The sequence below is a fragment of the Pleionea mediterranea genome (assembly GCF_003148745.1).
In the GTDB taxonomy this organism is placed as follows: domain Bacteria; phylum Pseudomonadota; class Gammaproteobacteria; order Enterobacterales; family Kangiellaceae; genus Pleionea; species Pleionea mediterranea.
In genome coordinates this window covers 15871-28041 of record NZ_QGGU01000009.1, presented here as the reverse complement: position 1 = coordinate 28041, position 12171 = coordinate 15871, and the positions used below count along the sequence as shown (strand labels likewise).

Below are 12171 nucleotides of genomic sequence, written 5' to 3'. Positions count from 1 at the left end.
CGTTCAATTAATTGAACGGCTTTTTTATTAGTGCGCCAATAATAATGGGATTTTTTCATTATCGAGCAACTCTTTGGTGGTGCTGCTGAACAAGAGTTCTCTTATGTTGGAGTGGTCGTAGGCGCCAGTGACTAATAAGTCGTAATGATGATTCGTTATTTGTTGCTCTAATAATTCACTGATGTCTTTGTCTGACTTATCTTGATCAATCATGTCAATTGAAAGCCCATGCGCGTGCAAATATTGCAGCATGCTTTTTTTCGAGGCTTCGTAATCAGTAATGGAAACATGTTCGCCACGAGCACAAAATAACGTGATGTTATTTGCCATGGTTAAAAAAGGAAGTGATTGATGTATGGCACTTGAGGATTCAACACTGCCATTCCAGGTAAGAAGAACATTATTGGATGATGCTTTTAAAGGTTTGTTGTTTGGGATCACCAAAACAGGGCAGCTTGTATGCACGGCTATGTCGGTGGCCGGAGGTTTTACTTGTAATAGCGGATCACCATCTATTTCATTGGTCATTATGATTAAGTCATTAAACAAACCCAGCTCGGACAATACACGTCTTGTATTACCCCGTTTAGATTGCCAATGTATCGATTGCAAAGACGACTGGCGAATCGATTCAAGTTTGTCTTCTATGCTTTTCTTTTGCTGTTTTACCCGCTCAATGTGTGGCGTTAATTCATGAGTGACCGGCTCCGAAAATTCATTCATGCAGTTGGTTTCACTGGCTAAAGAAGCAGGAATTTGAGGCTCTACATAAACACCATGTATATCCGCATGAAAACTATTGGCGATCAAAAGAGATGTTTTCAAACGATCATCACAGGTATTGCTGTCATCAAGATGAACCAGTACGCGTCTAATACTCATAAGCTTACCTCTATTGATTGCCGTGTTTCATTGATCGGTTCTTTCTTCATTCCAGAGAATTAATGTTCAATTAATTTGGGTTGTTTTACCACTCGATTAGGCAGCACACCAAAGGCCTCTGTAATTAGCTCGAGCAAATATTCTCTGATGGTGTAAAAGTGATCATCAAACATTTGCTGCATATCACCGCGTAGCTTAAGTAACGAACGGTGATTTGCCTGTGTTTCCTTTAATAACCGGTTAATCAGAACCAATTGTCGAGTATTATTGTTGTTCAATGACCGTGTTTTACTTTTGCTTAACACACGCAGTGTACTTGCAGTTTCTTTGAGCGCATCATCCAGTTCAACCATGGCCTTTTTATGTTCCAGATAATGAGCCTGATCAAATATTTTATTGTTTGGTAACGGATTGGTTATACGGATAGTGAGCTCCTTTAAAGCTGTAAATCAGTGAGCGAATTAAAATTCGTTTAATTTTCTGTGTAAGATGTTGCATGTTATATGCCAATCATAAAATTAAAAAAGATAGGCATTTACAGGCGGTTTAAACGCTTGGCAGGATTTTGAAGTTTTTTATGCGGGGGATATGAGCCAGCCCGCAGGGGGATATGGCTCTATTAATTAGAGAGCAAGTTGATCCAACAGCGAATTGATCAGACAATTAATCAAACAGTAAATTTTGCTTCGTTGCTGCGGTTATTGTTTCAAAGCTCAAACTTTTTCATTCGGTAACGCATGGTCTCGCGAGTAATTTTTAGCCGCTTGGCGGCAGCGGTGACATTATTATCTTCAAGTAGCAGTGCTTTGGTGAGCATGGCCAGCTCAACATCTTCCAGCCCCATGGTGCCGTCAATAGGGATAGAGATATGGTCTGCACTGGGCGCTTGCTGTGCATTGTAGGAGCCGCTAGAACTCAGTTGTAACCATTCATCGGGTAAGTGTTCATTGTTGGATAACAGTACACATCGCTCCAACACATTGCGCAGTTCTCGCACATTGCCGGGCCAGTCATAGCTTAAGAGTTTTTCCCATGAGGCATCGGAGATGTGGTTAACACGTTTATTGGCCTTGGTATTAAACTCGCCAATAATACGTGGCACCAGCTCCATTAAGTCATCTTTGCGCTCACGCAGTGACGGTAAGTGGACTTTAAATACGCTGATCCGGTGATACAGGTCATCACGAAACTGACCCTGGGCAATGGCTTCATTCAAATTAACACCGGTTGCGGCAATCACCTGTACATCAACATGGATTTCTTTTTCACTGCCAAGGCGGCGAATGGTTTGATCTTCAATGGCTTTGAGTAATTTAGATTGCAACTCAATATCCATATCGCCAATTTCATCGAGAAACAGTGTGCCACCATCGGCCTGTTCAAATAGACCGCGAAACTTTTTCGCCGCACCAGTAAATGCGCCAGACTCATGACCAAACAGTTGCGACTCAAGCAAATCTTTGGGTAATGCCGCACAATTAAGCTCAACTATTGGCCCATCGCTGCGCAATCCGGAGTGATGAATAATTCGAGCGACCAGGCCTTTACCTGTACCGGTTTCTCCGGTGATGATCATGGCACTGATGGGAATATCCACCAGTTTATTGAGCATGGTTTTTAGCGATTTGGCCTGCTGACTTGAGCCATAAAAACTGTCCACATGATATTTTTGTTTATGCTGGCTGGAGTAGCTTTGCGCCAGCCGTTCGGTTAATACCGTTCGCAGTGCGCGCCGGGTGATGGTATCGAGGCGTTTTATATCGTAAGGCTTGTGTAGAAAGTCGAAGGTTAAATCGTCAATTCGGGAGTCATCGCTGCTACTGCCGGGTTCATAAAGAAATACCCATTCGGTCAGGCCTACCTGTTCTTGCAGTTCTTCGAGATGATCGAGAATGTTGCCATCGGGTAAACCCAGATCAGCAATAATGACGTGAGGGTTAAATTCATCTTCGAGCAGTATCGACTTTGCATCGTTAACACCTAAAGCGGTTTCAACCTGCCATTGCCGTTGACGAAAGTGCTGCACAAGATGATCGTTCGATTCGGCATCATCTTCAATTATCAACAGTCGGTGGGCCATAAATATCCTGCATTATCAATATTTTAGACATTATGACCGAATAGCGGTTGTTTGCAAAGTAGCGAGTATTTAAAGAACGCTCTAGTGTGTTTGGTTAAGCAGAAAATCTCGAGTTAAATTTATGTTTGCCTCAAAGGTGAATTTAATTTTCAGGCAAAAAAAAGGCGGTTGGGGAAACCGCCAAAGTACTACTGGACTAAAAGAATTACTGGATTAAAAAGAGCTACTGGATTAAAAAGAACTACTGAATTAATTTACGACAGTAGCAATCAGGAAATTGTCGCGCGCAGCATCCAGGCATTTTGTTCATGTTGACCAATACGATCGGTGAGTAAACCGGCGGTCATAACATCATCGCAATTTTCCGCTTCGGCTACCGCCTCTCGAATACGTCTAGCGCACATTTCGTTGCCCTCCACCAAAGAGGCAATCATTTGTTCGGCGCTCATTTCTTTTTTATCTTCTTCCAGAGCGGAGTAGTTCATAAACTCGGTAAATGTACCGGGTGATGTAAATCCAATGGCGCGAATACGTTCGGCGATATCATCAATGGCGTCTGCCATATCGAGGTACTGCTTTTCAGTCAGTTCGTGGATGCTGAAAAACATCGGACCCATGACATTCCAGTGAACATTCTGGGTTTTTAAATACAGCATATAGGAATCCGCCAGAGCTTCTGACAAACGCATGGCCAGCATTTTTCGATCGCCTCGTTTAACGCCGATATCCATTTTTGATTCTTGAGATACTGATTTTAGAACGGCTGTTTTTGTCTTACTCATATTGTCTCCTATGTTTTATAAAAATAACTGACTAAGAGTTGTTAGTGTGTAAAATATAATTGTATTTTGTCTCTAGGTCTGAATAGTGCAGCTTACATGCCAACCTATTAAAAACCATGGTGTAAGGGCTGTAGAGACGAGTCGGATTAGACGAAATAAGTAAAAGGGGCATATCACCCGCTGGTAACAGCAAATCCACAAGGCTGCGGTGATTTATAATTCGAATGATAAACACGCTCTAATCTTTGGTTTAATTTTTTTGAATTGAAAAAGCCGACACATCTGATCATTTTAAGGAGTAGCAGTTATTAATCACTTAAATAATCTTAAAATAAAACTTTTAAGCACCGAATATCCCAGGTGGCGAAACTTACTTTCAAACAGCATTCTTGCGGTATTGGTAACCGGTATGGTGTTTGCTTTTTGGACTGTTTACTTCACCACTCCTGAAGCTACTTGTTATCAATGGATGCTTTATTTTTCTGGCTTCTGGTTGATTGCGCAATGGTTGGTAATTGGGTTTATGGTGATGAGTCATCAACTACCAATGATCGCACGACAATCCATAACCTTGTTGATATTGATCAGTAATATCTGGTTTGGCTTATTGATATTTTCTTTACAACCCTGCGGCGGTTAAATGTCGTTTGTTTATTTTTTCGTAAGGATTGCCAAATCTCAAATTGCTGCTTAAACAATTAAACCGTTAACCTATTCATTGTTTTGAAATAGAGCGTGTTTATCTTTCATTCTTTGAGATGTTGAGAGTTAAAATTAAGCCAATCGAGGCGTGAATTTTGAGGTTTAGTTATTCTAAATAAGAAATTCTCAACAAAGAGTGGTTTAATTTTAGCCTCAACCCTTCGGGCAGGGGTGATTTTATGACACAAATGCGTTATCGGTCATTCAAATACGACTACAGGACGTAGGTGGTAGAACGACTCAGGAGACAAAGTCGAGAATAACTATTCATCACTCCCTCAGCCTTGTTGTGCCATAAAATAACCACCTGCATCTCAAATAATGAAAGATAAACACGCTCTAGATATAACCATTTAATCTATTGTTAATTGACATCGCTGTCACAAAAGTGAAATCATATGACAGCGATGTCATTTTGTTGCTGTTATGGTTTTAAATGACGCAGTTCGCCAATTCTACCTTTGGCAAAGGATGGCTTCGTTGTTGGGTAGCTTATTCAATGACCAACCAACCAGTCATCGGCAAATGATGAAAAGCTGCTAGTCCGATGAGGCGATATTTTTACTCCTCACGTTACGGTGTATTGCCCGGTACAAATGTTGGTTTCGATCACAGTAGGGCAGGTTTATGAACACTCGTAATTCTTTCTGGCTGCTAATTGGCAGTCTTTTGTTTGCAACACCCTTGTTAGCGGTTGATTGCTCCCCGATAGATGTTTGGCAAAGTAATCAGGTTTATACCCAGGGTGATCGGGTTAAAACCGATCAACAGGCGTATCAAGCTAACTGGTGGACGCAAAATCAAAACCCGGGTGATAACTCAGGGCAATGGCAGGTGTGGCAGCGTCTTGGTAGTTGTGATGGTGGCGACGGTGGAAATCAGAAGCCAGTAGCCGAAGCCAATGGGCCTTATTCTGCCCTGGTGGCGCAAGATATAACATTTTCCAGTGACGGATCGTCTGATCCGGATGGCACTATCAGCCGTTTTCAGTGGGACTTTGGCAACGGGCAATCCAGTACACAAGCCAATCCTGTCTACCAATATGCGCAAGCCGGCCAATACACCGTATCGTTAACAGTAACGGACGATGACGGCGCAACGACAATGACTGAAACTCAGGTAGCTATTACTACCGAAGGCGGTGGCGGTAACTGTGTAGCGCCGCAATATGTGGCGGGAGCCAGCTATCAGGTTGGCGATGAGGTCAGTAATGTTGGACGTCGTTTTCAGTGCAATATTGCAGGCTGGTGTTCCTCCGATGCGGCCTGGGCCTATGAGCCCGGTGTTGGCGCTCATTGGCAAGATGCCTGGCAGGATCAGGGGCCATGTAATGATAATGGCGGCGAAAATCAGTTACCGCAGGTAAGCATAAATGGTCCGTATACAGGGCGAGTCGATCAGGCCGTGTTGTTTAGTAGCCGGGGATCGGTTGATGCCGATGGCAATATTGTTGAATATCTGTGGCGCTTTGGCGATGGAGCCGAAAGTAATAATGCAAATCCTTCCCATGTTTATCTGGCGTCGGGTGTTTACACCGCGCAATTAACGCTCACCGACGATCAGGGGGCTATGGCCAGTGAAACGACCCGGGTTACCATTTCTGAAAAGGATAGCGACTCGCCATTACCGGAACATTTGCTGGTGGGCTACTGGCATAACTTCGATAACGGTTCTGGCGTTATTAATATGGCCGATGTGGATACCGCATGGGATTTTATAAACGTTTCCTTTGCTGAAAATAAACCCGGTGGCGCAGAAGGCGAGGTTGCCTTTGTTCCTTTTGCCGAAACCGATGAAGCGTTTATCCAGGGTGTTCGTTATCAACAATCACTGGGCAAAAAAGTATTGATTTCGTTGGGTGGTGCTAACGCGCATATTCAACTGAACAGTGAGACTGCACGAGAAAATTTTGTTCGAACCATGGGCGATATCATCGAACGCTATGGTTTTGACGGAATGGATATTGATTTGGAAGGCGGCTCGTTAAACATGACGGCTGGCGATACCATCAATAACCCGAAAACACCGGCAATCGTCAATCTTATTGCAGCAACGAAGCGTTTAAAGTCTCGTTTTGGCTCTGGCTTTATTCTCACCATGGCACCAGAAACCGCCTATGTTCAAGGTGGTTTAAGTAATTTCTCGGGTATTTGGGGCGCCTACTTGCCGTTAATTCATGCACTCAGAGATGATCTTACCCTGTTGCATGTTCAGCATTACAACACCGGCTCGCTTACCGCCACCGACGGTAATATTTACAGCCCCGGAACGGTGGACTTTCATGTGGCCATGTCCGATATGCTACTGACAGGATTTAATGCTGGTGGTGAACCCGATAATTATTTTCCACCACTGCGACCGGATCAGGTAGCCGTTGGTTTACCTTCCGGCACGTCGTCAGCCAGTAGCGGTTACACCTCCCCAGACAAAGTACATCAGTCGCTGAACTGTTTAATGGAGCAGTTGCAATGTCAAAACTATCAGCCTGCGCAAGCCTATCCCATGTTTCGCGGATTGATGACCTGGTCAATCAACTGGGACGCTCATCGCGGTAATGAATTTTCGGCACCGCATCGTGCGTTTCTGGATCAAAAATTTTAGAGCAAACAAAGCGAATGCAAAAGCAATCGGCCGGTTTATATCGGTCGATGTTTTTGCACCTGAAATCGCGTACACACTGTGTGGTGCGCAACAGGATTATTAAACAAAACACAGTTAACAAGAACGTTTATTAGCCAGAATGTTTGTTAACAAAAGCGTTTAGAAGAATAGAGTTAACAGGAGACAAATTATGAAAATTAAAATTAACATCACCGGCTTGGGGTGCCTCGCCGCTTTATTATGCCTGCCACAATTGTTGCAGGCTCACGGATATGTGAGCAGTCCTGAGTCACGCTCATTGCTTTGTCACGAAAGAGTCAATAGCAACTGCGGGCCAATTCAATGGGAGCCGCAAAGTGTTGAAGGCCTGGATCGATTTCCGGAAACAGGACCCGCCGATGGTGAAATTGCTTCGGCAGGGTTGGAGCAATTTTCTCAGCTTAACGAGCAAACGATTTCTCGCTGGAGCAAAGTAGACATCGCCAGTGGGCAGCAATCTTTCAGCTGGCGTTTTACTGCAAACCACGCCAGTCGGGATTGGCGTTATTACATCACCAAAGCAAACTGGAATCCGAACCAGCCATTAACACGGGCATCATTTGATTTGAGTCCGTTTTGTACGGTAGACGGAAATTATCAGCGACCGCCAAAACAAATGACTCATCAATGTTATGTGCCCGAGCGCAGTGGTTACCATGTGATTTTAAGTGTTTGGGATGTGGGCGATACGGTGAATTCGTTTTATCAGGTAATTGATGTGATGTTCGCTGGCGATCAACCTCCACCAGAGTGGAACGATATTGGTGATATTAATCCGGTTATGGATTTACAAGTCGGTGATAGCGTCGGCGCACGATTTTTCAGCGAGCAGGGTGAGCAAACTGATTTACGAGTCGATACCAATATTGAAACCGCACAACAAGGTGATAAAAACAGTTGGCCAAAACAACTGGCAGAAGCGGTTAACCGAACCCACAGTCATTTGAAAGCTGGAATAAAAAACAACAATGGCGATATTGTTCCCAGCAATGGTAAAAATGATGTTTTTGCGGCTGTTGGCAGTAACATCGTACGGGCCGAAATAGAGATATCTCCGGCAACACAGCAGCCGGAATTTACTGTGACAGGCTTAGCGTCTTCCTACGACATTGAAAATGGCTCTGCGACTTTATCTTTTGAAGTGCATCCTGAAACGGCATCGGCGGATAATGTTATTTCTCTTAGTGCAGTCTTGTACAACAGCAGCAGTGCAGAAGTAGTCTCTGACACAGCAGAAGCCACGTCATCACATTCGTTTACTTTAACGGCGCAAGCGGTTGAAGCGGGTGATTATACTCTGGTGATCATTGCAGAAAACAGCGATGGACAACGCGAACAACAAAGTTTTGCTTTGGTGTTGACGGAGGTAGGCGATCAGCCATTTGATTTTGTTTATCCTCAAAATATTGAACAGTATGAGGCGGGTACTCGAGTGAAAGCTTCCGATGGCAGTATCTACCAGTGTAAACCTTACCCGTATGATGGCTGGTGCAGAGTTTACTCACCAAATGCCAATCATTATGAGCCAGGTGAGGGCAGTCATTGGCAGGATGCCTGGGTAAAACTTTAGTGCAATAAAAAGATAAACCCGTTTAAAGGATATCTTGGTTTCAAGTATTGTTTTAAACGGGTTTTATCGATTTTTTTGATACTCAAATTTAACCCTGTCCGGATTAAGTATCAATGTTGATACATTTCACAGATGTTTTTATTGATAAGTAATTACATTCGCAGCTGTTACATACGTAAGCTGTTACATACGTAAATATGACGCACCATTCACATCGATAATGGTGCCGCTGCTAAACCGACTTTTATCTGATGCCAGAAACAATACTGCGTTGGCCACTTCTTCTGGTTTGGCAACGCGGTTCAGCGGACTTTGCGAGCGAATGGCATCGCCTTCGGTGCCTTTTAATTTGTGAGCGGTCAGTTCGGTATCGACAAATCCGGGGGCCACGGCTGCAACAGAAATATTAAATGGAGCGAGTTTAACCGCCAGTGACTGGGTCAATGCATTAATCGCAGCTTTCGATGCGCCGTAGGCTGGCTTATCCGGTTCACCACGAAAGGCGCCGCGGGATGACACATTCACTATACTGCCTCCACCATGATCCATCATATATTTTGCTGCGCAAAAACATAGATTGCTTGGGCCAGTTAAATTGGTGGATAAGGTTTGCTGCCAGGCTTGTTGCCATTGCTGATAATTAATTTGTTCAAGCGGATGGTAATCGCCAATGCCGGCGTTATTCACCACAACGTCCAACCCTCCCAGTTCACGGGTTACCTGTGCGACCATTTGCTCAACTTGATCAGGTTGACTGATATCGGATTGCACTTTTATATGATGACTGCCGTTAAGCGATGATAATGTTTGCTCTGCAGCGGATTGATTCTGTTTATAAACAATGGCTACGTGAGCTCCTTGTTGGGCAAACGCCTGAGCAATGGCTTTGCCAATTCCCCGGGAACCACCGGTGATTAATACTTTTTTATCCTGAAACGACGTCATAGAAACCTCATATCAAATGAATGATTGTTATATCTAATTTGCAATAAACGATTGTGATCGAAATTGCCGATACGTTTAATTGATTAAAGTGTGCCGAGTTATAACTTGAGTTTAAACCCTTCGTGCGTATCTTTGAAACCCAGCGAGCGATAAAAAGCCAGGGCATCGGTTCGTTGTTTATCGGACGTTAACTGCACGATGCTGCATTGTTTTTGTGTCGCTTGTTGAATTGCCCAGAGAAACATTTGTCGGCCATAGCCTTTACCGCGAAAACGTTCATCAACCCGTACGCCTTCAATTAAACAGCGCCAGGATCCCAAGTGCGTTAAGTAGGGAATAAACGTCAACTGTAAGCTACCTATGATTTGGTCATCCCTTTCAGCAATAATCAATTCATTGTTGTCGCTGTTGTTAATCGCTTCAAAGGCTTTTATGTAGTTTTGATGAGGCGGTGACTGAACTTTTTTACGTGTTTTACCGATAGGATCGGCGGCTAATAATTCAACCAAGGTTGTTAAGTCATTTAAAGTTGCGTGTCGAAAAGTTAAAGACATAGTAAACATCCTGTTGCTGAAACGGTGATATAGCGTTTAGTGGTAACCAAGATTTGATCTTATGATGGTAACATTTTACTGTTAAGCTATTCATTTCCATTAAAAATGTTTGTTAAAAACTTCTTGTAAGAGTGTCTATTAAGAGTTTTTATTAAGCACTTATGGATTAACTCCATGTTTAATTAACACGGAATCAGGAGAGAGTGTAAAACACCATGAATCAGCTGGAGCAATTAAAACGATTCACCAAAGTTGTCGCAGATACCGGAGACTTTAGTGCCATTGAGCAATACCAACCTCAGGATACTACCACCAATCCGTCACTGTTATTGAAAGCCGCAGAGCAGCCCGAATATTCCGGGTTGATAGAATCCGCTATTGATTTAGCAAAACGTGATTTAGAAAAATATGAATTAGCAAGCAATGAATCTGATATAACGGATAACCGCAGTTCTAATCATTTGGTCGAAGCGGCGTGCGATCACCTGAGTGTGTTGATTGGAGCGCAATTAATCGAACGCATACCGGGACGTAATTCCACCGAAGTCGATGCGCGTTTGTCGTTTGATAGCGAAAAAACCGTGGCCAAGGCAAAGCGGTTAATCGATTTGTACCAGCGACAAGGTATTGCGGCGGATCGGGTATTAATTAAAATTGCTGCGACCTGGGAGGGCATTAAAGCTGCCGAGCAATTGGAGCAACAAGGCATTCAATGCAATTTGACGCTGCTGTTTAGCATGGCACAGGCACGGGCCTGTGCAGAAGCGGGCGTGTATTTAATTTCACCCTTTGTTGGCAGAATATTAGACTGGCATAAACAAAAACATGGGTTAAGTTCGGTATCGGTGGAGCAGGATCCGGGTGTCATCTCGGTGACCGACATTTACAATTATTATAAAAGCCGTGAGTTTTCCACCATTGTTATGGGCGCCAGCTTTCGCAATAGTGATGAGGTGTTGGCGCTCGCCGGTTGCGATCGCTTAACCATCAGCCCTGCGCTACTAAACGAGTTGCAACAATCAGAGCAATCGGTTCAGCAAAAATTATTCGCCGAGCAGACCATTGTGCCGCGCGATAAGCTGCTAACGGAAGCCGAATTTCGTTGGCAGTTGAATCAGGATGCCATGGCGACGGAAAAAACTGCTGAAGGCATAAGGGCATTTGCCGCCGATCAGGTTAAGCTGGAACACATAATCTCGGCACGGCTGAATTAAGCTTTGTTCAGTGTGTTTGTGCCGTTGTGCAAAAAGACAACGTCCTCATCGATAATTTCAAGCGACATTTGCCAGTGTCTGGCAATCCAGTTAAAGGTCTGTTCGCTGTAAAAACAAATATGCGTGGGATCATTTTTATAGTGCCAGTTTTGAAACCGGGCCTGATCAATCACCCGTTTGGTCATAATGGCTATCAGGCCTTCAGGTTTAAGCAGCTGCTTTAGTTGGCTCAAGACTAAATCGGGTTTGCCCAGATGCTCAATCACTTCGGTGCAAGTAATGAAATCGTATTTTTGTGATAGCACATCATCATCGGGAAAGTAGTAGTGATCATACAGCGCCATTGAGTGGCCATGTTGCTTGAGTTGTTCTGCCAGCGCAGGTGCCGGGCCACAACCAAAATCAAGTCCAGAGCTATTAGCAGGCAGGCGCTGCAGAAGCGGTTGATAAGTTCGCGATAAAAAATTCAGATAGCCTTTATCATCCAATGCATTTTGATGCTTATCGTACTCGGCTTTTTCTTGCTCGGCGGTCAAGTGCATGGACTCTGGCACAAACACCAATAAACACTCGGGGCAGCGCATATAGTCGCGTCGCTTGTCATGGGCAAAGCGATCAAAGGTTTTGCTGTGGCATAAGGGGCACGCCAGTGGCTTACTCATAGTCAACAATCTTTTAAACAATCATTCAGTCAGGGTGTCTATTATGACAATAATTCAGCAATCTGGCGAAGAGTTGACTATATTTAAACTCAGATATTTAAAGTCTGGCGATAGTTTGATGATTGTTTGATGATAGCTTG

11 protein-coding genes are annotated in these 12171 nt (G+C 43.9%); 4 read left to right on the top strand and 7 right to left on the bottom strand.

From position 1 onward, the window contains the following. Positions 1-27: 27 nt before the first annotated feature. From C8D97_RS12610 to C8D97_RS12595, 4 genes are all read right to left on the bottom strand, one after another. Positions 28-882: a universal stress protein gene (locus tag C8D97_RS12610; RefSeq protein WP_109764149.1), complete on the bottom strand. Its 855-nt coding sequence runs from the start codon at positions 880-882 to the stop codon at positions 28-30. Positions 883-941: 59 nt separating this feature from the next. Next, entirely contained in the window at positions 942-1235 is a 294-nt protein-coding gene (locus tag C8D97_RS12605; RefSeq protein WP_109764148.1) for a hypothetical protein, read from the bottom strand. 353 nt (positions 1236-1588) lie between these two features. Further along, positions 1589-2962 carry a sigma-54-dependent transcriptional regulator gene (locus C8D97_RS12600; protein WP_109764147.1) on the bottom strand — a complete coding sequence of 458 codons (1374 nt, stop codon included), beginning with the start codon at positions 2960-2962 and terminating at the stop codon, positions 1589-1591. A gap of 269 nt (positions 2963-3231) precedes the next feature. Beyond that, positions 3232-3744: a Dps family protein gene (locus C8D97_RS12595; RefSeq protein ID WP_109764146.1), complete on the bottom strand. Its 513-nt coding sequence runs from the start codon at positions 3742-3744 to the stop codon at positions 3232-3234. Between the two features lie 409 nt (positions 3745-4153). Here C8D97_RS12595 and C8D97_RS12590 point away from each other — a divergent pair, with 409 nt between their 5' ends. From C8D97_RS12590 to gbpA, 3 genes are all read left to right on the top strand, one after another. Then, the gene (locus C8D97_RS12590; RefSeq protein ID WP_245411446.1) at positions 4154-4384 is read left to right on the top strand and encodes a hypothetical protein; all 231 of its coding nucleotides are present in this window, start codon (positions 4154-4156) and stop codon (positions 4382-4384) included. 689 nt (positions 4385-5073) lie between these two features. Further along, a complete protein-coding gene (locus C8D97_RS12585; RefSeq protein ID WP_109764144.1) occupies positions 5074-7047 on the top strand; it encodes a PKD domain-containing protein in 1974 nt (657 codons plus the stop codon). Between the two features lie 190 nt (positions 7048-7237). Further along, positions 7238-8656: an N-acetylglucosamine-binding protein GbpA gene (gene gbpA / locus C8D97_RS12580; protein WP_109764143.1), complete on the top strand. Its 1419-nt coding sequence runs from the start codon at positions 7238-7240 to the stop codon at positions 8654-8656. A 183-nt stretch (positions 8657-8839) separates the two neighbouring features. On the opposite strand, the gene C8D97_RS12575 is transcribed toward gbpA, so the two are convergent. Both C8D97_RS12575 and C8D97_RS12570 read right to left on the bottom strand, forming a co-directional pair. After that, a complete protein-coding gene (locus C8D97_RS12575) occupies positions 8840-9601 on the bottom strand; it encodes an SDR family NAD(P)-dependent oxidoreductase (RefSeq protein WP_109764142.1) in 762 nt (253 codons plus the stop codon). 98 nt (positions 9602-9699) lie between these two features. Then, positions 9700-10155: a GNAT family N-acetyltransferase gene (locus C8D97_RS12570; RefSeq protein WP_109764141.1), complete on the bottom strand. Its 456-nt coding sequence runs from the start codon at positions 10153-10155 to the stop codon at positions 9700-9702. Between the two features lie 215 nt (positions 10156-10370). On the opposite strand from C8D97_RS12570, the gene tal reads away from it, so the two are divergent. Then, positions 10371-11369 carry a transaldolase gene (gene tal, locus C8D97_RS12565; protein ID WP_109764140.1) on the top strand — a complete coding sequence of 333 codons (999 nt, stop codon included), beginning with the start codon at positions 10371-10373 and terminating at the stop codon, positions 11367-11369. On the opposite strand, the gene C8D97_RS12560 is transcribed toward tal, so the two are convergent. Then, positions 11366-12031 carry a class I SAM-dependent methyltransferase gene (locus C8D97_RS12560; RefSeq protein WP_109764139.1) on the bottom strand — a complete coding sequence of 222 codons (666 nt, stop codon included), beginning with the start codon at positions 12029-12031 and terminating at the stop codon, positions 11366-11368. The two genes, tal and C8D97_RS12560, sit on opposite strands and share 4 nt — an antisense overlap. Positions 12032-12171: the final 140 nt, after the last annotated feature.

What these genes read in the sequence shown, in the direction of transcription:
- C8D97_RS12600 (WP_109764147.1), bottom strand. Translation starts at nt 2,962, where the DNA reads ATGGCCCACCGACTGTTGATAATTGAAGATGATGCCGAATCGAACGAT.
- C8D97_RS12570 (WP_109764141.1), bottom strand. Translation starts at nt 10,155, where the DNA reads ATGTCTTTAACTTTTCGACACGCAACTTTAAATGACTTAACAACCTTG.
- gbpA (WP_109764143.1), top strand. Translation starts at nt 7,238, where the DNA reads ATGAAAATTAAAATTAACATCACCGGCTTGGGGTGCCTCGCCGCTTTA.
- C8D97_RS12605 (WP_109764148.1), bottom strand. Translation starts at nt 1,235, where the DNA reads ATGGTTGAACTGGATGATGCGCTCAAAGAAACTGCAAGTACACTGCGT.
- C8D97_RS12595 (WP_109764146.1), bottom strand. Translation starts at nt 3,744, where the DNA reads ATGAGTAAGACAAAAACAGCCGTTCTAAAATCAGTATCTCAAGAATCA.
- C8D97_RS12585 (WP_109764144.1), top strand. Translation starts at nt 5,074, where the DNA reads ATGAACACTCGTAATTCTTTCTGGCTGCTAATTGGCAGTCTTTTGTTT.
- tal (WP_109764140.1), top strand. Translation starts at nt 10,371, where the DNA reads ATGAATCAGCTGGAGCAATTAAAACGATTCACCAAAGTTGTCGCAGAT.
- C8D97_RS12590 (WP_245411446.1), top strand. Translation starts at nt 4,154, where the DNA reads ATGGTGTTTGCTTTTTGGACTGTTTACTTCACCACTCCTGAAGCTACT.
- C8D97_RS12560 (WP_109764139.1), bottom strand. Translation starts at nt 12,031, where the DNA reads ATGAGTAAGCCACTGGCGTGCCCCTTATGCCACAGCAAAACCTTTGAT.
- C8D97_RS12610 (WP_109764149.1), bottom strand. Translation starts at nt 882, where the DNA reads ATGAGTATTAGACGCGTACTGGTTCATCTTGATGACAGCAATACCTGT.
- C8D97_RS12575 (WP_109764142.1), bottom strand. Translation starts at nt 9,601, where the DNA reads ATGACGTCGTTTCAGGATAAAAAAGTATTAATCACCGGTGGTTCCCGG.